Source organism: Cellulomonas phragmiteti (assembly GCF_016862775.1).
GTDB lineage: Bacteria > Actinomycetota > Actinomycetes > Actinomycetales > Cellulomonadaceae > Cellulomonas > Cellulomonas phragmiteti.
In genome coordinates this window covers 1-23086 of the sequence record NZ_BONP01000029.1, presented here as the reverse complement: position 1 = coordinate 23086, position 23086 = coordinate 1, and the positions used below count along the sequence as shown (strand labels likewise).

At 74.2% G+C, this 23086-nt stretch carries 17 protein-coding genes; 6 read left to right on the top strand and 11 right to left on the bottom strand.

Annotated features, from left to right (window positions below; genetic code table 11):
- Positions 1 to 109: 109 nt before the first annotated feature.
- The 3 genes from Cph01nite_RS16770 to Cph01nite_RS16760 all read right to left on the bottom strand — a co-directional run bounded on the left by Cph01nite_RS16770 (position 110) and on the right by Cph01nite_RS16760 (position 2588).
- Entirely contained in the window at positions 110 to 1444 is a 1335-nt protein-coding gene (locus tag Cph01nite_RS16770; RefSeq protein WP_203675839.1) for a glycosyltransferase, read from the bottom strand.
- Positions 1445 to 1517: 73 nt separating this feature from the next.
- Complete coding sequence (locus Cph01nite_RS16765) at positions 1518 to 2012, bottom strand: pyridoxamine 5'-phosphate oxidase family protein (protein ID WP_203675838.1); 495 nt, start codon at positions 2010 to 2012, stop codon at positions 1518 to 1520.
- 105 nt (positions 2013 to 2117) lie between these two features.
- Positions 2118 to 2588 (bottom strand): DUF2867 domain-containing protein, encoded by a 471-nt coding sequence (locus Cph01nite_RS16760; RefSeq protein ID WP_203675837.1) that lies wholly within the window; start codon positions 2586 to 2588, stop codon positions 2118 to 2120.
- Between the two features lie 53 nt (positions 2589 to 2641).
- Between Cph01nite_RS16760 and Cph01nite_RS16755 the strand changes: the two genes are divergently transcribed.
- From Cph01nite_RS16755 to Cph01nite_RS16740, 4 genes are all read left to right on the top strand, one after another.
- Positions 2642 to 3214, top strand: coding sequence for a TetR/AcrR family transcriptional regulator (locus Cph01nite_RS16755; RefSeq protein WP_203675836.1), 573 nt, complete (start codon positions 2642 to 2644; stop codon positions 3212 to 3214).
- Positions 3215 to 3294: 80 nt separating this feature from the next.
- Positions 3295 to 4428: a sensor histidine kinase gene (locus Cph01nite_RS16750; RefSeq protein ID WP_203675835.1), complete on the top strand. Its 1134-nt coding sequence runs from the start codon at positions 3295 to 3297 to the stop codon at positions 4426 to 4428.
- A complete protein-coding gene (locus Cph01nite_RS16745; protein WP_203675834.1) occupies positions 4425 to 4580 on the top strand; it encodes an ATP-binding protein in 156 nt (51 codons plus the stop codon). Before Cph01nite_RS16750 ends, Cph01nite_RS16745 begins: the two co-directional genes overlap by 4 nt.
- Positions 4577 to 5218: a response regulator gene (locus Cph01nite_RS16740; RefSeq protein WP_203675833.1), complete on the top strand. Its 642-nt coding sequence runs from the start codon at positions 4577 to 4579 to the stop codon at positions 5216 to 5218. The genes Cph01nite_RS16745 and Cph01nite_RS16740 overlap by 4 nt, the downstream gene beginning before the upstream one ends.
- A gap of 21 nt (positions 5219 to 5239) precedes the next feature.
- Here Cph01nite_RS16740 and Cph01nite_RS16735 read toward each other — a convergent pair whose 3' ends face one another.
- Positions 5240 to 6322 (bottom strand): lactonase family protein, encoded by a 1083-nt coding sequence (locus Cph01nite_RS16735; RefSeq protein WP_203675832.1) that lies wholly within the window; start codon positions 6320 to 6322, stop codon positions 5240 to 5242.
- A gap of 167 nt (positions 6323 to 6489) precedes the next feature.
- Positions 6490 to 7818 carry an ROK family protein gene (locus tag Cph01nite_RS16730; protein ID WP_239069329.1) on the bottom strand — a complete coding sequence of 443 codons (1329 nt, stop codon included), beginning with the start codon at positions 7816 to 7818 and terminating at the stop codon, positions 6490 to 6492.
- 100 nt (positions 7819 to 7918) lie between these two features.
- Here Cph01nite_RS16730 and xylA point away from each other — a divergent pair, with 100 nt between their 5' ends.
- Both xylA and xylB read left to right on the top strand, forming a co-directional pair.
- The gene (gene xylA / locus Cph01nite_RS16725) at positions 7919 to 9109 is read left to right on the top strand and encodes a xylose isomerase (RefSeq protein ID WP_203675831.1); all 1191 of its coding nucleotides are present in this window, start codon (positions 7919 to 7921) and stop codon (positions 9107 to 9109) included.
- A 148-nt stretch (positions 9110 to 9257) separates the two neighbouring features.
- Complete coding sequence (gene xylB, locus Cph01nite_RS16720) at positions 9258 to 10697, top strand: xylulokinase (RefSeq protein ID WP_203675830.1); 1440 nt, start codon at positions 9258 to 9260, stop codon at positions 10695 to 10697.
- A 323-nt stretch (positions 10698 to 11020) separates the two neighbouring features.
- On the opposite strand, the gene Cph01nite_RS16715 is transcribed toward xylB, so the two are convergent.
- From Cph01nite_RS16715 to Cph01nite_RS16690, 6 genes are all read right to left on the bottom strand, one after another.
- A complete protein-coding gene (locus Cph01nite_RS16715) occupies positions 11021 to 11365 on the bottom strand; it encodes a histone-like nucleoid-structuring protein Lsr2 (RefSeq protein ID WP_203675829.1) in 345 nt (114 codons plus the stop codon).
- 84 nt (positions 11366 to 11449) lie between these two features.
- Positions 11450 to 11611: a hypothetical protein gene (locus Cph01nite_RS16710; RefSeq protein WP_203675828.1), complete on the bottom strand. Its 162-nt coding sequence runs from the start codon at positions 11609 to 11611 to the stop codon at positions 11450 to 11452.
- A gap of 22 nt (positions 11612 to 11633) precedes the next feature.
- Positions 11634 to 13100 (bottom strand): lysine--tRNA ligase, encoded by a 1467-nt coding sequence (gene lysS, locus Cph01nite_RS16705; protein WP_239069330.1) that lies wholly within the window; start codon positions 13098 to 13100, stop codon positions 11634 to 11636.
- A gap of 90 nt (positions 13101 to 13190) precedes the next feature.
- Complete coding sequence (gene nadC / locus Cph01nite_RS16700) at positions 13191 to 14189, bottom strand: carboxylating nicotinate-nucleotide diphosphorylase (RefSeq protein ID WP_203675826.1); 999 nt, start codon at positions 14187 to 14189, stop codon at positions 13191 to 13193.
- 188 nt (positions 14190 to 14377) lie between these two features.
- Positions 14378 to 17932: an endo-1,4-beta-xylanase gene (locus Cph01nite_RS16695; RefSeq protein ID WP_203675825.1), complete on the bottom strand. Its 3555-nt coding sequence runs from the start codon at positions 17930 to 17932 to the stop codon at positions 14378 to 14380.
- 376 nt (positions 17933 to 18308) lie between these two features.
- A partial coding sequence (locus Cph01nite_RS16690) for an endo-1,4-beta-xylanase (RefSeq protein WP_203675824.1) occupies positions 18309 to 23086 on the bottom strand: 4778 nt, incomplete at its 5' end.

The window sequence follows — 23086 nt, the reverse complement described above, 5'->3', positions numbered from 1 at the left end:
CGCCGCACCCCCTCCCCCCCCCGGGCGCGAGAAAGCAATCCAGCCGCCGCACCCCAACCCCCCGGTCGCGAGAGAGCCATCCAGCCCACCCACCCCGGTGCGGTGGGGTTCAGCGGGTGGGCTCGCCCGCGATCGCGTAGACCTTGAGGACCTGGTCGGCGGCCGTCGTCCAGGCGTAGCGCTCGGCCACCTGGCGTGCGCCGACGGCCCAGCGTGCGCGGCGTGTGGGGTCGGCGAGGGCGTCGGCGATGACGTCGGCCCAGTCCTCGGGGTCGTGGCCCGCGACGAGCCGCCCCGAGACGTCGTCGTCGACGACCGTGCCCAGGCCCCCGACGTCGGCCGCGAGGACCGGCGTGCCGCTGGCCTGCGCCTCGACCGCGACCAGCCCGAACGACTCCGAGCGCGACGGCATGGCGACGAGGTCGGCCGCGCGGTACCAGGCGACCAGCTCGTCCCGGGGCGCCGGAGGGCGGACGACGACGTCGTCGTCGACGCCGAGCGTGATCGCGAGCGCGCGCAGCTCGCGCACCGCCGTCGGCCGCCCGGACGGGCCGCCGAGCACGACGAGCAGCGGCACGGGCCGTCCGCTCGCGCGCAGGGCACCGACCGCCCGCACCAGCACGTCCGGGGCCTTGAGCGGCTGGACGCGGCCGGCGAAGAGCACGACGGGCCGGTCCGTGGGCAGGCCCAGACGACGCCGCGCCTCGTCGCGCGCCTCTGCCGGCCCGGGACGGAAGCGGTCGAGGTCGACGCCAGGCTCGACGACGTGCACGCGCGCGGGGTCCGCGCCGTACAGGTCGACCAGCTCGCGCGCCTCCACCGGCGTCGACGCGACGAGCGCGTCGGCGTCGGCCACCACCTGCTCCTCGCCCACGACGCGCACGCTCGGCTCGGCGGTGTCCCCGGGGCCGAGGCTCGCGTTCTTGACCTTCGCGAGGGTGTGCGCCGTGTGCACGAGCGGCACCTCCCAGCGCTGGGCCGCGATGGCGCCGACCTGCCCGGACAGCCAGTAGTGCGAGTGCACGACGTCGTACCAGCCGGGGCGTCGCGCGGCCTCGGAGCGCAGGACGCCGGCCGCCATGCCGCACAGCACGCCCGGCAGGTCGTTCTTGTCGAGCGCCTCGAAGGGGCCCGCGGGGACGTGGTGCACGAGCACCGGCGGGGTGACGCCCGGCGGCACGTCCTCGGCGAGCAGGACGTCGCGCGCGCCGGCGGCCGACAGCGCGCGACCGGCCGCGTCGGCGCCGTCGAGCACGACGGTCTCGGGGACGTCGGACCGCGTCGCGCGCGTGAAGACCTCGACGCGGGCACCGCGCGCCGCGAGCGCGTGCGCGAGCTCGAGGACGTAGACGTTCATGCCGCCCGCGTCGCCCGTGCCGGGCTGGTCGAGGGGGGACGTGTGCACCGAGAGCATGGCGACGCGCGGCGCCCGGTCGGTGGTCACGTCCCCATTGTGACCCGGCCGGGGCGCGGTCCCGCCACCGGGGGTGGTCACGTCGGTGACGCGGCCGGTCGGCTCAGCCGGGCGGGGCGGGCACGCGGCCGCGTGCGCGCTCGGTGTCGAGCATCCGCAGCAGCGGCACGCCGATCCCGTAGGTGACGAGGTCGCCGTGGGGCGTGAGGCGCACGGTGACGGTCGCCGCGAGGACGTCGTCGGAGACCTTGAGGCCGCGCAGCAGACGCCGGCGCACCGGGTCGGGCGCGTGGTCGGCCGGCAGCACGGACGCCGTCGCGGAGAAGGTGACGGTCGCCGGGGGGATGGGCGCGACGAGCGCGAGGAGGCCGCCGCGCCGGACGGGGACCGTGACGGACACCTCCGGCTGGTGACGCAGGTGGGCGGTCTTCCAGTCGTCGTCCGCGACCGCGATCCACAGGTCGCCGCCGTGGACGGCGGGCGAGACGCCGACGGTCCGTCCCTGGCCGCGGCGGTTGACCATCCCGACGACGACGAACGGCTGGCGGGCCACGGTCCGCCACACCTGCGACGTCGTCAGCGCCGGCCCCCCGCTCACGAGGACGCGCCCGGTTCCGGGACGGGGACCACGTGCAGGTGCGACATGCGAGCTCCTCGACCGCGACGACGCCGGTGGGCGGCTGCGGGCCGCCCGTGCGTGACGCTACTCCGGCGACGGTGCCGTGCGGCGCCGGACGGCGGAGCGGATCAGGGCGTCCGTGACGACGGGATGGGCGAGCCGCACGGGGGCGAAGTACACCCTCCCGCGACGGCCGTGCAGGCGCACGGCGGTCGTGACGCGCAGCAGGCGCTGCTCGGCGTCGACGGCGACCCCGACCCGGAAGTCGAGGTGGCGGTCGTCGAACGCGAGCAGCGCCTCCTCCCCCTGGACCTCGCGCACGGTGAACGTGTCGCGGGGGGCAGGTGCGAGGCCGATGAGCCCGACGGCCGCCTGGCGCAGGCCCAGGAGGACGGCGACCCAGCGAGGTCCCCGCCGGACGTCGAAGACCTCGCGGGCCCACGCGGCGGGGTCGGTGGTGGCGCCGGGCGGCAGCGGGACGACCAGGACGTCGCAGTGGTCGGGGCGCGGCAGGTCACGCAGGGCGAGGGAGACGAACGAGGGTGCGGCGGTCATCGGGGGACCTTCCGTACGGGGGCGCATGTTTGACCGTACGGTAGCGTACGGTCGTGCCGACGTCAGCCCGCGCCCCCCGCGTCACGCGCGAGCAGTGGGTCGACGCCGCGACCGCGACGTTCCGCACCGAGGGGCTGACGGGTGTGCGTGTCGAGGCCGTCGCCCGCGCCCTGGGTGTCACCAAGGGCTCCTTCTACTGGCACTTCGCCGACCGGCGGGCCCTCGTCAACGCCGTCGTCGAGCGCTGGGAGGCCGAGCAGACCGAGGACGTGATCGCCCGCACCGCCGGCGGCGGTGAGCCCCGCGACCGGCTCGCCGCGCTGTTCGCCGAGGTCGCCGCCCGCACGGCCGGCCGCGGGGGCGAGCGCCGCCTGTACCTGGAGGCTGCTGCCGAGGGGGTGCAGGACGCCGTCCGGCGCGTCACCGCCCGGCGCGTCGAGCACGTCACCGCCCTGCTCGTCGAGCTCGGCCTGCCCGCGGACGTCGCACGCGCCCGAGCCGTCGTCTCGCTCGCGGCCGCCGTCGGCGCGGACCAGCTCGCCGAGGCCCTGCCGCCGGGCACGGACCGCGGTGCGCTCGTCGCCGCGGCGTTGCAGATGGCGCTCGCGCCGCCCGGGAGGCGCTGACGCGCGTCCCTCGCACGGGGGAGACGGATCACCCTGCGGCGGGTGGGCGTGGTGCCGGGTCGCCCGGGAGCATCGAGCACATGACCTCGACGACCGTCGACCGGCCCGCTCCCGCACCGGCCACCGTGGTGTGGCTCGTCGACCGCTGGCGACGGACCGACCACACGGTGCTCCTGACACGGGTCCTCGCCGTCGCCCTCGCCGTCGCCGTTGCGGCGCTCCTCGCGGCGACGCCGCTGTGGCTGCCCGAGACGGTGTACGGCAGACCGTCCGCGTACAACCCCTCCCCGGTGTGGGTCACCGCGTCCGACCCGCAGCGGTGGTTCGGTCTGGTCGCCACGTGCGCGGGGCTGCTCGGCGTCGCGGCCGTCGCCCTCGCACCGCGGGCCCCTTGGGTCGCCTGGGGCGCCGCCGTCGTCCCGTTCGTCCTGCTCCCGCTCTACGGGACGGTGCTCGCGTCGTCGTGGCTGGCGCTGGCGGCGGTCGCGGTCGTCGTCGCGACACGACGACCGTGGCCGGCGATCCTCCCGTGGGCGTCGGCGGGCGCCCTGGCCGTCGTCTGGCACGTCGGGTCCTGGGACGCGCTGTTCCCGTCCGGTCCCGGAGGCTCCGCCGGCGGGACGGACGGCCTCCTCGCCGGACTGGGCCTGGCGGCCTACCCGACCGGCGCCGTGGTCCTCGCCGCCTGGCTCGGCCACGTCCTGCGAGCATCCGCCGCGCGGACGCGCGACGCCGAGTCCGTCGCGCACGACGCCGTCGTCACCACCGCGTCCGTCACCGAGCGTGCGCGCCTCGCCCGCGAGCTGCACGACGTCGTCGCGCACCACGTCTCGCTTGTCGCGGTCCGCGCGGAGAGCGCACCATTCAGCGTGCCCGACCTCGACCCGCGGGCCGCCGCCACCTTCGCGCACATCGCCGACGACGCCCGCACCGCGCTCGCCGAGCTGCGGCACGTGCTCACCGTCCTGCGGCGCGACGACGACGCCCCGCTCGCGCCGCTGCCCAGCGGCGACGTCGCCGCGCTCGTCGCCGCGGCGCGCACCGCCGGGCAGAGCGTCACGGTCGAGGGCACCTGGCCGCAGACGGACGCCGGGGTCGGGCACGTCCTGCACCGCGCCGTGCAGGAAGGGCTGACCAACGCGCGACGGCACGCCCCGGGGCGCCCGTGCGGGTGCAGGTGCACGGGGACTCCCGGCTCGCCGGCTTCCGGATGACCAACCCCGTCGGCGCGGGCACGACCGTGCGCCCCGCCCACGGGCTGACCGGCATGCGCGCGCGGGTCGAGGCGCTCGGCGGGTTCGTCGCCGCCGACGTCGCCGACGATACGTTCGTCCTCGTGGTCAGCCTGCCGGTCGACGCGCCGTGACGCGGGTCGTCGTCGCCGACGACCAGCCGGTGGTCCTCGAGGGCTTCGGGGCGATCCTCGACGCGGCTCCCGACCTCGAGGTCGTCGGGACCGCCGTCGACGGGCTCGAGCTGGTGGAGCTCGCCGCCCGGACGCGCCCGGACGTGGCCGGCGTCGACGTCCGGATGCCACGGCTGGACGGCATCGCGGCCACCCGCCGCATCCGCGACGCCCAGCCCGCGACGTCCGTCCTGATGCTGACGACCTTCGACCTCGACGAGTACGTGAGCGCCGCGCTGCGCGCCGGGGCGTCGGGCTTCCTGCTGAAGGACGTCCCCGCCGCGCGCCTGGTCGAAGGCGTGCGGATGGTTGCGGCGGGGGCCCTGCTGCTCGGTCCGCGCGTGTCCCGGCGACTCCTCGCGGACGCCACGGCCGACCGGCGCCCGGTGCCCGGCATCGAACGGATCACCCCGCGGGAGCGTGAGGTCCTGGCGACGGTGGCGGAAGGACTGTCGAACGCGGAGGTCGCGGCGCAGCTCGGCATCGGCGAGCAGACCGTGAAGACGCACGTGTCAGAGCTGCTGCGCAAGCTCGGCCGGCGTGACCGCGCGCAGCTGGTGGTGGCCGCCTACGAGTCCGGCGTCGTCACCCCCGGCTGAGCACCGCGCGAGCCGGAGACCTCAGCGCGGGGCGACGGTTACGACGCACGCCGGGGACGGGATCTCGACCCGCGACACCTGCGCGCCGTGGGCGTCGTGCACGACCACCGCGTGGGCGTCCTGCAGCGCGACGACGGTCCAGCCGTGGACGACCTCGAGGTGCCGGGGGGTCGGACCGCTCAAGGCCTGGGTGCGCGGGTCACCCAAGGAGCCGTCGGCGTGGACGTCGAGCACGCTGACGACGTCGGGGCCGGCCAGCCCCAGGGCCCGGACGCCGAGCAGGAGGCGGTCGCCGTCGAGCAGGACGTGCGACGGCGAGCGGCGCACGCCGTCGGCGAGGTCGTCGGCGGGGACCGCGGGGACGCGCTGCACCGGTGTCCCGGTGACCGTCGCCGCGTCCCACAGCAGCACGTGCACGCTCGCGTCGAGCTCGCCGACGACGTACAGGCGCATGCCGTCCGTGGCGAAGGCGACGTGCCGGGGTCCGGTGCCGGGGGCGAGCGTCGCGGCGAGGCCGTCGGCGGTCAGAAGACCGTCGGTGCCGCGGGCGTACCGGCGCAGCTCGTCGGTGCCGAGGTCCGCGACGAGGACGTGCCGGCGGTCCGGCGTCAGCGCGACGAAGTGCGCGTGCGGACCCTCCTGGCGGTCGGCGTCCGGACCGGTGCCCGCGTGGTCGAAGGTCTGCGCGGGGCGCCCGGACGCCACGACGTCGGGGCCGAACGCGCCGTCGCCGGTCAACGGAACGACACCGAGGACCCCGTCGACGTAGTTCGCGACGTACAGCGTGTCGTCGACGACCAGGAGGTGGCACGGGGCTGCACCGCCGGACGCGACCGTGGCCCGCGCGGTGAGCCCACCGTCGTCGTCGACCTCGAACGCCGTGACGGAGCCGGGCACGCTCTCCCCCACCGCGTACAGCCAGCGGCCCGACGGGTGCGTCGCGACGAACGTCGGCGCGGGCGTCTCGACGACGAGCCGGGGCTCACCGAGCACGCCGGTCACCACGTCGAGGTCGACGCGCCACACCCCCTCGCCGAGCCCGGCCGCGGTGCCGATGCCGGCGTGCGGGAAGGTGCCGATCCACAGGGGTGTCGTCGCGCTCACGCGCCGACCCTACGCAGCCGCGACCCCGACCGGCGGCACCGGGCGCGGCGTCCGACCACTGGGACGGCCGGCTCGCGAGACCGGGCTGAGGTCGTTCATGGGCGTCGTGAGCGACCTCAGCCCGGTCTCGCGGGCTGTCCGCCCCGGTGCCGGACGGCGGTCGGGCCTCAGGAACCGGCGGTGGGGGTGAGCCAGGGGGTCGGGTCCGCGACGACGGTGCGCAGGACGGCGAGCGCCCCACCCGTCATGGCCGGGTAGCCGCCCGCGGCCGAGCGGCTGACCGTCGGTGACGACCAGTTCGCAAAGATCACGCGGTCGGCGAGCGCGCCGGCGACGACGTCCTCGACCTCGTCGTACACGAGCGCGAACGTGCCGCCGAGGACGACCTCGCTGACGTCGACCACGTTGGCGACGGTCGCGACCGCGAGGCCCAGCCAGCGCGCGGCACCCCGCACGGCGGCGCGCGCCCGGGCGTCACCGGCGGCCAGCGCCGCGACGACGTCCGCGAACGGTGCACCGGGGGCCAGCCCTGCGGCCCGGGCGATGGCGTCCTGCCCCGCGCGCTGCTCGAGGGACACCGGCCGCGTGCCGTCCGGTCCCCCGTCGACGACGACGTGCCCGATCTCGCCGCTCCACCCGTGCCGGCCGAGGAAGATCTCGCCGTCCAGGACGAGCGCACCACCCACGCCGACCTCGCCCGACACGTAGAGGAAGGACGGTGCGACGGCGCCCCGGCGGGCGTGCGCCTCGGCGCGCGCGGCGAGATTGGCCTCGTTGGCGACGCGCGGCGGCAGGTCGGCCAGCACGGGGTGCGCTGCGAGCCGGGCGACGACGTCGACGTCGCGCCAGCCGAGGTTGGGGGCGTAGCGCAGCGGGCCGGTGATCCGGTCGACGAGCCCGGGCAGCGCGAGCGCGGTGCCCGCGACGCGCACGCCGTCCGTCGCGAGGCCGGCGAGCACGGGCGCGGCCAGGGAGGCGAGCCGGTCGAGCACGGTGTCCGGGTCGCTGCCGCGCAGGTCCAGGTGCTCGACGCGCTCGACGAGGACGCCGCCCGCCAGGTCGACCGCGCGCAGGCCCAGGTAGTCGACGTTGACCTCCATGCCCACGCCGGCCACCCGGCCCGGCGCCGGGACCAGGGGCACCGCGGGCCGACCGGCGCGCGCGACGACCACGGGGTCGAGCTCGCGCACGAGGCCGCCCTCGATCAGCATGTCGACGAGGCCCGTGACGGTCCCCCGGGCCAGGCCCGTCGCCGCCGAGATCTGGGCCCGCGACGGCGGCGCGGGGGCGTCGACGATCTGCGCGAGCGCGACGGAGAGGTTGTGGGTGCGCATCTGCGCCTGCCGGGCGGCGCGCGCGCGGTCGGGGACGCGTTCGGCGGCCCGCCCCTCGCGCGTCCGGGGGCCGTCGGCGAGAGTGGAGGTGCCGGGGTCGACGGGGGTGGCGTCGGCGACGTCGCGGGCGACCGCGCCCGACTCGCCTTCCACCCTCGACATGGCTTGACCCTAGCGACTGCCGGGGATAAATTCATCCCGAGAACAAAACCCGGTCGCTCGACTGACGCGCGCCCGGCACCCCCTCGACGCGGAGGCCTCCATGGTTCGCAAGCCCACCCCCGACGACAGGTTTTCCTTCGGTCTCTGGACCGTCGGCTGGAACGCGCAGGACCCGTTCGGGGCCGCCACCCGCCCGTGGCTCGACCCGGTCGAGTCCGTGCACAAGCTCGCCGAGCTCGGCGCGTCGCACGTGACCTTCCACGACGACGACGTCGTCCCGTTCGGCTCCTCGGACGCCGAGCGCGACAAGATCCTCGACCGCTTCCGCGGCGCGCTGACCGAGACCGGCATCACGGTCGAGATGGTCACCACCAACACGTTCACGCACCCCGTGTTCAAGGACGGCGCGTTCACGTCGAACGACCGCCGCGTGCGCCGCTACGCGCTGCGCAAGATCCTGCGCAACGTCGACCTGGCCGCGTCGCTGGACGCCGACACGTTCGTCATGTGGGGCGGCCGCGAGGGCGCCGAGTACGACAGCGCCAAGGACCTCTACGCCGCGCACCAGGCGTACGCCGACGGCATCGACACCGTCGCGGCGTACATCAAGGAGAAGGGCTACGGGCTGCGCATCGCGATCGAGCCCAAGCCCAACGAGCCCCGCGGCGACATCCTGCTCCCGACGATCGGGCACGCGCTGGGCCTCATCGCCAAGCTCGAGCACGGCGACATCGTCGGCCTCAACCCGGAGACGGGCCACGAGCAGATGGCCGGCCTGAACTACACGACGGGTCTCGCGCAGGCGCTGTGGGCCGAGAAGCTCTTCCACATCGACCTCAACGGCCAGCGCGGCATCAAGTACGACCAGGACCTGGTCTTCGGCCACGGCGACCTGTTCTCCGCGTTCGCGACGGTCGACCTGGTCGAGAACGGCTTCCCCAGCGGCGGCCCGAAGTACACCGGCCCGATCCACTTCGACTACAAGCCCTCGCGCACCGAGGACTTCGACGGCGTGTGGGCCTCGGCCGCCGCCAACATGTCGACGTACATCCTGCTCAAGGAGCGGGCGCAGGCGTTCCGCGCCGACCCCGAGGTCCAGGAGGCCATGGAGGCCGCCGGCGTCCTCGAGCTCGCCAAGCCGACGCTCAACGAGGGTGAGACGCTCGCCGACTTCCTCGCGGACCGCTCCGCGTTCGAGGACTTCGACGCCGACGAGGTCGCCAAGCACGGCTTCGGCTTCGTGCGCCTCAACCAGCTCGCGGTCGAGCACGCCATGGGCGCGCGCGGCTGACCCACGCACCACCCGACGCCCGGGGAGCCTCGCGCTCCCCGGGCGTCGCCCGTCCCCGGCACCCGACGTCCGAGCGGTCCAGGGGCGTCCCCGCTCGGACACCTCATGCCCGGCAGCCCCGGGCACCCGGCGCAAAGGAGCACACGCGATGACGCTCGTGGCAGGTGTGGACTCGTCCACGCAGTCGTGCAAGGTGGTGGTGCGGGACGCGCAGACGGGCGCGCTCGTGCGGCAGGGGCGCGCCAAGCACCCCGAGGGCACCGAGGTCCACCCCCACCACTGGTGGGACGCCCTGCAGGCGGCCATCGCGGACGCGGGCGGGCTCGACGACGTCGAGGCGATCAGCGTCGGTGGGCAGCAGCACGGCATGGTCGTGCTGGACGCCGAGGGTGAGGTCATCCGCGAGGCGCTGCTGTGGAACGACACGCGCTCCGCACAGGCCGCGGTCGACCTCATCACCGAGCTCGGCGACGGTGACGTCGTCGCCGGTGCCCAGGCGTGGGCGTCGGCGATCGGCTCCGTGCCCGTCGCGTCCCTCACCGTCACCAAGCTGCGCTGGCTGCGCGACGCCGAGCCGGAGAACGCCGCACGCGTCGCCGCCGTGGCCCTCCCCCACGACTGGCTGACCTGGAAGCTCGCGGGCGGCATGGCCGAGGTCGGGTTCGACGGGCTGGTCACCGACCGGTCCGACGCGTCGGGCACCGGGTACTGGTCGCCGTTCACCGAGGACTACCGCACGGACCTGCTCGAGCGTGCGCTCGGCAGCGTGCCGCGCCTGCCGCGGGTGCTCGCCGCGAACGAGGCCGGGCCCGTCGCGCCGGCGTTCGCGCTGAAGCCGGTGCTGGGGCCCGGCGCCGGGGACAACGCCGCCGCGGCGATCGCCCTCGGCCTGCTGCCCGGCGACGTCGCCGTGTCCCTCGGCACGTCCGGCGTGGTGTCGGCCATCTCGTCCGCGCCCATCGCGGACGGCACGGGACTGGTCACCGGGTTCGCCGACGCGACCGGCTCCTACCTGCCGCTCGCGGTCACGCTCAACGCGTCGCGCGTGCTCGACGCCGCCTGCCGCATGCTCGGCGTCGACCACCCGGGACTCTCGCAGCTCGCGCTGTCGGCGCCCGCAGGCGCCGACGGCCTCGTGCACATCCCCTACCTCGAGGGCGAGCGCACTCCCAACAAGCCGATGTCCACCGGCGCCCTGCACGGCATGCGCCTGGCGAACACGACGCCCGCGCACGTCGCCCGCGCCGCGGTCGAGGGCATGCTCTGCTCGCTCGCCGACGGCATCGACGCGATGCGCGCCGTGGGCGTGCCGGTCGAGCGCGTGTTCCTCATCGGCGGCGGCGCCCAGTCCGAGGCCGTCCGCCACATCATCCCGTCGGTCATGGGGCTCGACGTGCTGGTGCCGACGCCCGGCGAGTACGTCGCCGACGGTGCCGCGCGCCAGGCCGCGTGGGTGCTCTCGGGCTCGGACACGCCCCCGGCGTGGTCGGCGTCGTCCGGTGCCGAGGTCATGACGGGCGAGCCGACGCCGTTCGTCCGCGAGCAGTACGCGGCGGCGCGCGAGCTCACGGTCGACCGCCCGGCCTGACCCCGGCTGGATCGCACTCTCACGCCAGAGGGGTGAGGCATCGGCCCTCGAGAGTGCGATCCGGTCCGGGCGGGCTGGATCGCACTCTCACGCCCCGTGGGGGTAGGCAGCCATGCCCCTTGGGGGTGAGGGAGCACGCCCGTCAGAGGGCGATGCGGGCGGGCTGGATCGCACTCTCACGCCCCCCCGGTGGGGTGGGGCAGCAAGCCGTGAGAGAGCGATCCGGCCCGGGCGGTCGTGGGGACGACGGAGGGGCCGGCACCTGACGGTGCCGGCCCCTCCGTGTGCGTCACGCCTCCCCGACGTGACACGGGACGTCGCGCTCAGTGCGCGTCGTCGTACGCCTTCTTGACCTCGGCGGAGATGCGACCCCGCTCGGAGACCTGGTAGCCGTTCGCCTTCGCCCACTCGCGAACCTCCTGCGCCTCGTTCGAGCGCGCCGAGCGCGTCGAGGAGGACGTGGAGCGGCCCGCCGAGCGACCGGAGGACCGGCCGCTCACCTTGCGTGCGTTGGCGACCCACTGCGCGAACGCGTCGCGCAGCTTCGCGGCGTTGTCGGACGTGAGATCGATCTCGTACGTCACACCGTCGAGACCGAAGGTCACGGTCTCGTCCGCCGTCCCGCCGTCGACGTCGTCGACGAGCAGGACCTGCACCTTCTGTGCCATGGAATGCTCCCGGGCGTGGGGAAATTGCTGACGCGCACACTGTCGCACCCGCGGATTGTTCACGTCAAACGGAACAGGGAATTCTCAGGATCCCTCGTCGGCTCGGGCGTCGTCCGCGTCGGCACGCGCGAGCGCCTGACGTTCCGACCTGTCGGCGTTGATGATCGCCCGCATCGCGAACCAGAAGATCAACCCCACACCGACCGAGGGCAGCAACGCTGCCAGAACTGCACCCCACTCGTTCACGAGTCCTCCATCAATAAAACGGTCAGGCCTGCGGTTTCACGAGCGGGAAGACAATCGTGTCACGGATGCCGTGACCGGTCATGGCGATGAGGAGGCGGTCGATCCCCATCCCCATACCGCCGGAGGGGGGCATCGCGTGCTCCATCGCGGCGAGGAAGTCCTCGTCGATCCGCATCGCCTCGTCGTCGCCCTTGGCCGCCAGCAGCGCCTGCGCCTCGAAGCGCTCGCGCTGCACCACCGGGTCGACGAGCTCGGAGTAGGCCGTCGCCAGCTCCATGCCGCGGACGTACAGGTCCCACTTCTCGACCAGGCCGCGCTCCGTGCGGTGGTCACGGGTCAGCGGCGACGTCTCGACCGGGAAGTCCCGCACGAACGTCGGCGCCCACAGGGTCGACCCGACGTGGTGCTCCCACAGCTCCTCGACCATCTTGCCGTGGTTGCGCTGCGACGGGGCCAGCTCGACCTCCGCCGCCGCGAGCAGCGCCAGCAGGCGCTCGTCGGACGTGTCGTGCGTGATCTCCTCGCCCAGGGCCCGCGACAACGACCCGTACATCGTCAGCGTGTCCCACTGCCCGCCCAGGTCGTACTCGCTGCCGTCCGCGAGCGTGACGACCGTGGTGCCGAGCGCGTCGCGCGCCGCGGTCTGCACGAGGTCCTGCGTGAGCGCGGCCATCGTGTCGTAGTCGCCGTAGGCCTCGTACGCCTCGAGCATCGCGAACTCCGGCGAGTGCGTGGAGTCGACGCCCTCGTTGCGGAAGTTCCGGTTGATCTCGAAGACCTTCTCGACGCCACCGACGGCCGCCCGCTTGAGGAACAGCTCGGGGGCGATCCGCAGGTACAGGTCCATGTCGAAGGCATTCATGTGCGTCTCGAACTGACGCGCTGCGGCACCCTCGGGCCGGACCTGGAGCATCGGCGTCTCGAGCTCGAGGAATCCGCGTCGGTAGAAGTTCTCCCGCAACGACCGCACGACGGCCGAGCGCAGCCGCACCATCTCGCGCGCGCCGGGCCGCACGATGAGGTCCACGTAGCGCTGGCGGACCCGCGCCTCCTCGGACATGCCGGTGCCCTCGTACAGGTTCGGCAGCGGCCGGATCGCCTTGGCGGCCATGCGCCACTCGTCCGCCATCACGCTGAGCTCACCGCGGCGCGACGCGATGACGCGGCCGCGCACGAAGACGTGGTCACCCAGGTCGACGTCGCCCTTGAACGAGGCCAGCGCGTCGGCGCCGACCTCCTTCTCGCTGAGCATCGCCTGCAGCCGGGTCCCGGCGCCGTCCTGCAGCGTCGCGAACGCCAGCCTGCCGGTGTTGCGCAGGAACACGACGCGACCCGCGACGCCCACGACGTCGTCCGTCTCGGTGCCCGGCTCGAGGTCCGGGTACGCGTCGCGGACCTCCGCGATCGTGTGCGTGCGCGGCACGGACACCGGGTACGCCTCGACGCCCGCGTCCAGGAGCCGCTCCCGCTTGGCCCGGCGCACCCGCATCTGCTCGGGGACGTCGTCCTCGGCGGTCGCCGCGGGGTCGACGTCCGGCGACGGGGGGGCGGGATCGGTGCGTGCGGTCACCGGATGATTCTACGGGCGTCGCACCGGCTCCTCGGCGGTCGACGGAGCGGCGGACGAGGCGGACGGCGGCGCCGTGACCGACCGCGGGTCGAGGTCCAGCGCGACGTCGAGGACGGGCGACGAGTGGGTCAGCGCGCCGACCGACAGGTAGTCGACGCCGGTCAGCGCCACCTCGCGCGCGCGGTCCAGGGTCAGGTTGCCCGTGGCCTCGAGGTCGACGTGGCCGGCGGCCCCCTCACGCGCCCGCACCCGCGCGACGGTGGCCGCGAGCGTCGCGGTGTCCATGTTGTCGAGCAGCAGGAAGTCGGCACCCGCGTCGAGCGCCTCGTCGGCCTGCTCGGGACGGTCGACCTCCACCTGCACCGCCACGTCGGGGAACCGCGCACGGACCGCCCGCACCGCCGCGCGCACCGACCCGGCGGCGACCACGTGGTTGTCCTTGACCATGGCCACGTCGTACAGGCCCATGCGCTTGTTGGTGCCGCCCCCGCACCGCACGGCGTACTTCTCGAGCGCCCGCAGGCCGGGTGTCGTCTTGCGGGTGTCGAGCACCCGCGCGTCGGTCCCCGCCAGCTCACGCGTCCAGCGGTGGGTGTGCGTCGCGACACCCGAGGCCCGCGAGACGAGGTTGAGCAGCGTGCGCTCGGCGACGAGCAGCACGTGCGTCGGGCCCTCGAGCGAGGCGAGCACCGTGCCGGCGTCGACGACGGCGCCGTCGCGCACGTGCCACGTCACCGCGACGCGGTCCAGGCCCAGCCGGTCGGCGACCTGGTCGAGCACCTCGGGGACGACGACCAGCCCGGCGACGGCGCCACCCTGACGTGCGACGACGTCGGCGCGCCCCCGGGCGGACGCGTCGACCGTGGCCTGGGTCGTGACGTCGCGGCCCGGCGCCGGCCCGAGGTCCTCGTCGAGCGCGACGGCGACGAGGCGGGTGACGGCGAGGGGCTCCGGGCCCGGGTCGCCGGGGAGGACGGGCTCGGCGAGGGCGTCGTGGTCTGTCGGCACGCGCACACGCTAGGGCATGTGGCCGGGTCACGACCCGCGGCGTCGCGGGACCTGCGGTCGTCGACCCCGTGCGCGGACGGTGGCCCCCGGGCACGCCGGAGCCCCGCCGGCTGTCGGGGGGGATCAGCCGGCGGGGCTCCGCGCGGGCCGGGGTGAGGTGACGTGTCACCCCGGCCCACCGCTGCGGATCAGCGCCGCAGCAGCGTCTGGCGCACCCCCTCGAGGGTCATCCCGCGCTGCCGCGCCACGACCAGCGCGATGCCGGCGAGGATGACGAGGAGCGCCAGGCCGGCCAGGCCCAGACCGGCACCCGTGACGGCCAGGCCGCCACCCGTGCCGGCGCTCGTACCCGCGCCCGCACCGGTGCCCGCACCGGCACCCGTACCGGCACCGCCGCCGGTGCCGGGCCCGGCACCAGGTGCCGCGGCGACGACCGTCAGGGTGGCGTCCGCCAGGACGTCCCCGTCGACGGCCGCACCCACGAGGTACGTGCCGGGAGCCGTCGCCGCGGGCACGGTGACCGTGGCCACCGCGGTCCCGCCGACGCCGATCTCCACCGTGCCGAGCAGCGTCGTGCCCTCGGGCGCGACCGCCGCGCCCGGACCGCCGACCGCACCGGAGGCGGTGACGCCCGACCCGAGCACGATCGCCACCTCGACGCCGGGCTCGAACCCGGACAGCGCGACCTGCAGGTCCTGTCCCGGGCTCACCTGGGACGCACCCAGCGAGATGGACGGGCCGCTCGGCTCGACCGGGCCCTCGACGAACCGGCCGACGCCCCAGTGGGCGGTCGACTGGTAGCCCTGACCCGTGGGGTCGGCCCAGTTGGTGATGCCGATGCGCGAGCCGCCGGTGGCGTCGTTGACCTGGAAGTCCAGGCCGTGCACGGAGTCGGCGACACCGAGGTCGAACATGTCGATCTCGACCTCGACGACGTAGCCGGTGGCGGTGCGCGACGTCGCGGACGTCACGCGGTCCTCCTGGCCGGCCGGACCCGTGCCGAACGACACGACGTTGTCGGCGTTGACGCGCAGCTGCATGTCCGTCGGCAGGTAGGCGCCGTTCTTGTCGTTCCCGGCGTCGACGTAGATCTCGACCGAGTCCTGGATCCACGGGTCGCTGCCCGTCAGGTCGACGTCGGGGTCGGTGACCTCCATGAGCACGAACAGGCGGTTCGTGTCCCACAGGGTGCGGACCTCGGCCGTCGCGGTGTTCGCGCCGGAGACCTGCTTGCCCGTGACGATCGCCGGGACCGGCAGCCAGACGTCGTCGATCTCGCCGTCGACGTCGGGCAGGTCCGCCGCCGCGTACGGCACCTCGAGGTAGGAGAGCTCCTCGAACAGGGTGAGCGTCCCGGTGGCGTCCGGGTCCGTCCAGCCCTCGCCGCCGTCGACGACCAGGTTGAACGGCACCGTCGCACCCTCGGCAGCGCCCTCGAGCGGCAGGTGGATCACGGCCACCCAGCCGCCGTCGACGTCGCCGACGACGCCCTCGACGTCACCCGAGCCGTCCCGGGCGAACGCGTACGTCGAGTCCCCGACGCGCAGCGTGAGCCCCGGGGCGTCCCCGGTGACCTGGGCGAGCACGGTCAGCGTGGTGGGCGACCAGCGCAGCTGGAACGCCCCGCTCTGCCCCTCCTCGCCGATCAGGTGCGGCTGGAGCTGGATCCACTCGACGGCCGTCAGGGCGTTGTCGTCCAGGGCCACCTCGCCGCGGAACACGTTGGCCGTGCGGATCGGCGTGGGCAGGTCCAGGCCGGCCGCACCGTAGTAGGCCGGCTTGCCGCGCAGCGCGTCGTCGAACAGCAGCGGGGCGCCGTTGTCGTTGACCCAGCTGCGACCGTCGTTGAGGCCCCACACCGTCACCGAGAACAGCGTCTCGGCCTTCTCCCGGAAGAGCGCGAAGGCGTCCCGGTAGTAGTAGCCCTGCTCGATGAGCTTGGCGTCGGTCACCGGGGTGCCCGTGGCGACGTCGAGCTCGGTGACGGCCTGCAGGACGTCGAGCGCCTCGAAGCGCTCGATCGCGGCCCGCAGGTCGCTGATCGGCCGCGTCAGGCTGACGTGGAACTGGTGCCCCACGCCGTCGATCGGCACGCCGCGCTCGAGCATGCGCTCGACGAGCGCGAAGTAGCGGCCCTGCTTGCCGGACTCCTCGGTGTTGTAGTCGTTGATGAAGAGCATGACCGGGCGGTCCTCGCCCGGCGCGGCGTACACGTCGTTGAACGCCTCGTCGGCGTACCGGAACGCGAGGTCGATGAAGTCCTCGCCGAGGATGTTGAACCACGCCGAGCGTCGCAGCCCGTCGGGGTTCTCGGCGCCGTCGGAGACGACCTCGTTGACGACGTCCCAGGCGACGAGCGGGTTGCCGTCCGAGCCGAAGTCCCCGTAGGTGTCGTGCAGGTTCTCCGCGACGGCGAAGATGTGCGTCCGCAGCCGGTCCCGCAGGACCGCCTGGTCGGCCGGGCTGCTGGTGAGCAGCTCGCCGTCGTCACCGAAGAACATCCAGCCCGGGTTGGCGGGCGTGCCCGTCGCCGGGTCCGCCGCCGTCTGTCCGGGGTTCTGGCTGTGCCAGACGAGCACGTGGCCGTAGACGCCGGCGTCGTTGGCCACCGCGGTGTCCATGATCGCGGTCGCCTGCGGGTCGATCCGGAAGTTGCGCGCGTCGTCGTACCAGGCGTACGGCTTCATGTGGTTCTCGGCCGTGTACTGGTTGAAGTGCCGCTCGACGAGCTGGGCCGGGACACCCATGGTCTCGCGGCTGTCGATCGCGACGCCCATGGGGAACGGCACCTCGCCCTTGAGCGGCAGGAGGTTCTCGATGGCCAGGGTCGGGCTCACGATCGAGACGTCGTCGACGAGGAACGTCGAGGTGTTGCCGGCGTTGCCGCCGTCCCACGCGGTCTCGAAGTAGATCTCGGCCGCCGTCTCGTACGACGGCAGGGAGAAGTTGCCGCTGACCCGCGTCCACTCCTCCGTGACCCCGGTGATCGAGACGAGGTTGCCGTAGGAGCTGGTGCCGCCGGTCTCGGTGCGGGCGCTCAGCGTCATGGTGCCGGGCGTGCCCTCGAACCGGAGCCACGCGGAGAACTGGTACGTCGTCCCCGCGGAGAGCACCCCGGTGACGTCGTACTGCAGACCCTGGCCCTGGTGGACGCGGTTGGAGACGCGCACGGCGCGGTCCGACTCGTGCCCGCCGGTGGTGGTCACCTCGACGTTCGGGGCGCCCTGCTCCGTGGAGCGCGGCTCCCAGCCCTGGGTGGTGCCGTCCTCGAAGTCGAACGACAGGTCGGTGCCGTCACCCGGCGGGGGTGCGTCCGGGAGCACCGCGGTGACGCGCAGGTCGTCCACCAGGTACGTGTAGGGGTCCGCCGACGTGGACAGCGCCGACGTGCCGATGTACACGCTCCGGGACGCCGCGTCGGCGGGCGTCCAGGTGCCGGTGACCGTCGTCCAGCCGTCCGCGGAGATCGTGGTGTTCCCGATCCACGTGTACTCCGGCTTCGCGACGAAGCGGATGTCGGCGGTGCCGTCGGTGCCGTCCGCGAGCTTCGCCCGCATGGACAGGGTGTAGGTCGCGCCGGCCACGGTCGTGAACTCCGGCGACTCGATGCCGTCGAAGTCCTGCGCCCGGTCCGGGACCGCGAGTGCGCGGCCCCCGTCGGCGTCCACGTAGTCGACCTCCGGGACGCCGCTGGGGAACCACGGGTCCGTCGAGTCGTCGTCGAAGTCGAGGTCGTAGACCACCTGGGGTTCTGCGGCACCTGCCGCGGATCCGATGGCCACGAGCGGTGCGGCGACGAGTGCAGCTGTCGCTACCCCGACTCCGATAGTTTCGAGCACCCTGCGGTGCCGGGTCCGACCCATTGACGCTCCTTTGCGCGCAGAAAGTCTGAAATCGCGCGGCCACCGTACGCAGCAAACTGGTCAGACGACCAGGGGTGGGAGCGCGGGACACTCAGATGGTTGCAGAATCGATACCGAAAGTTTCCGTCCGGTCGCCCCACCGGGTGACCGGCCACGGGCTCCGGCGCACGACGGAGCCCCACCGGCGAGCAGGGGGGTACCTGCCGGTGGGGCTCCGTGCGTGCGCCCCGGGGAGACGGCCCCGGGGCTCGCTGCGTCAGCTGCGCAGCGTGCGACCCACCTCGGGGGCGAGGTGGCCGCGACGACGGACGACCGTGAGCACGGTGCCCGTCAGCAGGACCAGCACGGCGAGCAGGCCCAGGCCGAGCCCGGCGCCCGTGGTGGCGAGGTTGCCGCCGGCCGCGGGGGTGGCCCCCGGCGTCGGGGCAGGCGTCGCGCCCGGCACGGCCACCGACGCCGCGTCCGCCGCGAGGACGGTCAGGGCACCCTCGGCGAGGACGTCGCCCCCGACGGCCGCCACGACGCGGTACGTGCCCGCCGGCGTCGCGGCCGGGATCGTGACCGTCAGCGACGCCGCGCCGTCGGCACCCACGACGACCGACCCCAGCAGGGTGGTCCCCGCCGGTGCGGCCACCGCGGCACCGACACCACCGGCGCTGCCCGTGGCCGTGGCACCCGCGCCCAGCGCGACGGTCACCGTGTCACCGGGCGTGAACCCGGCCAGGCCGACCGGCACCGACCCGCCGGCCTTGACGGCGGCCAGCGACAGGGACAAGGACGGCTCGGCACCCGTCACGGGCGGCGTCAGCGACGTCACCAGACGCGCCACGCCCCACCGCTGCGGCGACCGGTGGCCCAGCCCCGTCGGGTCCGCCCACGTCCGCACCGAGGTCCGGGCGCCGTCGGTTGCGTCGTTCACCTGGACGTCCAGGCCGTGGAAGGTGCCCACGCCGACGTACTGGTCGAGCATGTCGACGGCCACCTCGACGCGGTACCCCGTCGGGGTCGCGACGACCTCCGACTCGATGCGTGCCAGGTGGAAGCCCTGATCGCCCTGCCCGAGGGTCACGCCGTTGGTCGCGTCGACCCGCACGTGCAGGTCGTCGTACCGGTAGGTCACGTTCTTGACGTTGCCCGCGTCGAGGAAGATCTCGACCGAGTCCCTCTCGTGCGCGGCGGCCGCGGAGGTGTCCGGGGTGGAGTCCACCACGTCGGCCAGGACGTAGAGCGTCCGGTCCTGCCACAGGGTCCGCACCGTGGCGGTCGCCCCGGGGGTGCCGCTGACCTGCGTGTCCGTGGTGACCGCGGCCGCGTCCTGCCACACGGCGTCGACGGCGCCGTCGACGACCGGTGCCGTGGTCGCCCGGGCGACCTCGACCGTCGCCAGCGGCTCGACCAGCGACAGGTCACCGAGGTGACCCGGCGTGTTCCAGCCGACCACCGTGCCGCCGTCGACGACCCGCACGTCGAACGGCAGGACGTCGCCCAGCGCCGCGCTCACCGGCACGTGGACCACGGCGGTCCACCCGTCGGCGGTGTCGGACACGACCCCCTCGACGTCACCGGTCCCGGTGCGCGAGAACGCGTACGTGTCGTCACCGACCTGGACCTCGAGGGTGTCGTACCGGTCCTGGACGGCCGCGTGCACCGTCAGGTGGTCGGGGGCCCACCGGGTCTGGAACCCGACCTGGCCGTCGACGTCGTGCAGCGGCAGCTGCTGCCAGGCGATGTCCGTGGCGGCGCGCGCGTCGAGCGCCACGTCACCGGCGAACGAGGTGGCGGTGCGGATCCGCGCCGGCAGCTCGGCACCGACGATGCCGTAGTACGCCGGCTTCGCCTGCATCCCCTCGTCGAACACGAGGGGCCCGCCGCTGGAGTTCCGCCACGACCGGGTGTCGTACAGGCCCCACACGGTGATCGAGAACATCTGGTCCTCGTACCGGTGGAAGGCCTCGAACGCGTCCCGGTAGTAGTAGCCCTGCTCGATGAACAGGGCCTGCGTCGCCGGGGCGCCGGTGGTGACGTCGAACTCCGTGACCGCCTGCAGCAGGCCCAGGCCGGAGAAGCGCTCCAGCGCACCCTCGAGGAACGCGACGGGCACCGACAGGGAGACGTGGAACTGGTGGCCCACGCCGTCGATCGGCACGCCGCGGTCGAGGAGCCGGTTCACCAGCGCGAAGTACCGGTCCTGCTTGCTCGTCAGCTCGGTGTTGTAGTCGTTGATGAACAGCGGGATCCGGTCCGCCCCCGGCGCGAGGTACACGCCGTTGACGTACTTCTCGGCGTACTCGAACGAGCGGTCCACGAACTCCTCGCCCAGGTACTTGTACCAGTCGCTGCGCCGCATGCCGTCGTCGGGGTTCTGGTCCGAGATCACCTCGTTGACGACGTCCCAGCCGACGACCGGGTTGGTCGGCGAGCCGAAGTCCCCGTACTCCTGCGCGATCCAGCGGGCCACGTTCTCGATGTGGTCCTCCATGCGCTGCCGGACGATCTCGGCGCTCGCGGCGCCGACCGGCAGGGCCTGGCCCGCGTCGTCCTGGAAGAACCAGGCCGGCGTCTGCGCGTGCCACACGAGCACGTGGCCGTACACCCGCAGGCCGTTGTCCCGCGCGTGGTCCATGACGGCCTTCGTGTCCGCGCTGGGCGCGAACGTGCGGCCGTCGTACCAGTTCTCCGGCTTCATGGAGTTCTCGGCCGTGACCTGCTCGAAGTGCTTGTCGAGCAGACGCGCCGCCGAGCGCTGCGTCTCGCGCGAGTCGATGGCCACGCCGAGCGGCACGCTCACCGAGTCGAACAGCGGCGCCAGGTCCTCCTGGATCACCGGGTCGGGCCGCTGGGTGAACGTGATGTCGTCGACGAGGAAGGTGGACGTGTTGCCGGGGCCGCCCTGCGCCCACGCGGTCTCGAAGTAGACCTGCGCCGACGTCGTGTACGGCGGCATCGCGAACGTGCCGGACACCTGCACCCAGTCGTTCGACATGCCCGGCAGCTGCACCAGGTTCGGGTAGGACCCGTCGACGTGGGCGCTCAGGGTCACGTCGCCCGGGACGCCCTCGAACCGGATCCACGCCGAGAAGTCGTACGTCGCGCCGGCCTCGAAGACGCCCGCCACGTCGTGCTGCAGGCCCTGGCCCTGACCGGTGCGGTTCGAGACCCGCGCCGCGTGCTGCGAGGCACGACCCGGGGAGACGACCTCGACGGTCGGCGGACCGTTGCCCGCGTCGCGGCCCGTCCAGCCCTGCAGCGTGCCGTCCTCGAAGTCGGCGTCGATACTGCCCGACGGGACGTGCGCACCGTCGGCGCCGCCGGCGGGCAGCGTGAACGCCCAGCCTGCGGCGAGACGCTCGGTGACCACGGTCCTGGTGGCCGCGACGGAGGCGGCGCGGTCGCCGCCGCCGTCGTGCACCAGGACGATCTCGCCGTCCTTCATGGCGGCCCGCAGGTTCGCGGTGAGCGTCGCCTCGTCCAGCGGCTCCCAGTCGGAGATGGTGTTGACCACGCCGAGCGGCTGCATGCCGAGCGCGACGGCCACGGACGCGGTCCGGCCCCACGAGCCGTTGGGCGCCCGGAAGTAGGGCACCGGGGCGTTCGGGTCACCGAGGGCGGTGCGGATGAGGGCGAGGTTCGCCTTGAGGTCCGTCTCGACCTGCGCCCGGGTCCAGGCGCCCATGTCCGCGTACGACGTGCCGTGGTTGCACAGCGTGTGCCCCTCGGCCACGATCCGCCGCAGCGTGGCGGCACCCCCGGGTGCCGTGACGTTCTGGCCGATGACGCAGAAGGTCGCGACCAGGTCGTGGGCGGCCAGCACGTCCAGCAGCTCGGCCGTGTCGGCACCGTTGGGGCCGTCGTCGAAGGTCAGCGCGGCGGTACCCGTCGCGCCGTCGACCGCACGGGCCGTGGTCACGGGCGTGGCGGTCGGGTCGACCGCACCCCCGGGCACGAAGCCCTCGAGGTCCGGGGTCCAGCCGTCGCCGGGACCCGTGGGCACGGGCGGGCCGACGATGGTGACGTCGTCGACGAGGAAGCTCGTCGTGGCGCCGGCGGCCTCGAGGTACAGGTCGCCCCCGGTGACGCCGACGGCGCGCGTGTAGGTGCCGGTGAGCTCGACCCACGCGGCGTCGGTCACGGTGACCTCGTCGGCGGCGGTGACGTACCCGCTGGGGGTCTGCGCGACGGTCATCTTGACGGTGTCGGTGCCCTGCCCCGGGGCCAGCCGCACCCACGCGGAGACCCGGTAGGTGCCGCCCTCGGCGAGGATCGGGGCGATGGGCGTCTGCGCGCCGTGCCAGGTGGCGGTGCGGCCCGAGACGAGCATCGAGGCCGTGCCCGTGCGGGCGTCGGCGGTCGTGCGCGTCGCGTTGGCCGCAGCCGGTCGACCGACCCACGGCTCGAGCCCGGTCTCGAAGCCCGAGCTCAGCACGGTGACGTCGACGGGGTCGACCGGGTCCGGGCCGTCGGCGGCGCGGGTGACGAGCACGTCGTCGAGCAGGAAGGTCGGCCACGGTGCTGCGTTGCCGCCGGCCTCCAGCGTGAACTTGGACTCCCCCGGCACCGCGACGGCCGGCAGCGTGTAGGTCCCGGTGATCGTCGTCCACGCGTCGGCCGTGACCGGGGTGTTGCCCACCCACGCGTACGCCGCGTCGGGCCCGGTCGCACCGTTGAACGCCGTGAAGCGCGCCTCGGTCGGCACGGCACCCTGCGGCAGCCGCACGCGGGCGCTCAGCGTGTACTCGACGCCCGCCTCGAACACGCCCGCCGCACTGGCCACGGAGTCCCACGAGTTCGCACGCCCTGCGACGCTCAGCGCCTTGCCGGCACCCTCGTCGACGTAGCCGTACGTCGGGTTGCCGCTCTGCTGCAGCACACCCAGCGTGCCGTCGTCGAAGGTCGCCGCCAGGACGGTCGTCGGCGCAGCCGGTACGCCCGGCCGCGTCACGAGCACGTCGTCGAGCAGGAAGGTCGGCCACGGTGCTGCGTTGCCGCCGGCCTCCAGCGTGAACTTGGACTCCCCCGGCACCGCGACGGCCGGCA

What these genes read in the sequence shown, in the direction of transcription:
- Cph01nite_RS16760 (WP_203675837.1), bottom strand. Translation starts at nt 2,588, where the DNA reads ATGACCGCCGCACCCTCGTTCGTCTCCCTCGCCCTGCGTGACCTGCCG.
- Cph01nite_RS16750 (WP_203675835.1), top strand. Translation starts at nt 3,295, where the DNA reads ATGACCTCGACGACCGTCGACCGGCCCGCTCCCGCACCGGCCACCGTG.
- Cph01nite_RS16745 (WP_203675834.1), top strand. Translation starts at nt 4,425, where the DNA reads ATGACCAACCCCGTCGGCGCGGGCACGACCGTGCGCCCCGCCCACGGG.
- Cph01nite_RS16730 (WP_239069329.1), bottom strand. Translation starts at nt 7,818, where the DNA reads ATGTCGAGGGTGGAAGGCGAGTCGGGCGCGGTCGCCCGCGACGTCGCC.
- xylA (WP_203675831.1), top strand. Translation starts at nt 7,919, where the DNA reads ATGGTTCGCAAGCCCACCCCCGACGACAGGTTTTCCTTCGGTCTCTGG.
- xylB (WP_203675830.1), top strand. Translation starts at nt 9,258, where the DNA reads ATGACGCTCGTGGCAGGTGTGGACTCGTCCACGCAGTCGTGCAAGGTG.
- Cph01nite_RS16715 (WP_203675829.1), bottom strand. Translation starts at nt 11,365, where the DNA reads ATGGCACAGAAGGTGCAGGTCCTGCTCGTCGACGACGTCGACGGCGGG.
- lysS (WP_239069330.1), bottom strand. Translation starts at nt 13,100, where the DNA reads ATGCGGGTGCGCCGGGCCAAGCGGGAGCGGCTCCTGGACGCGGGCGTC.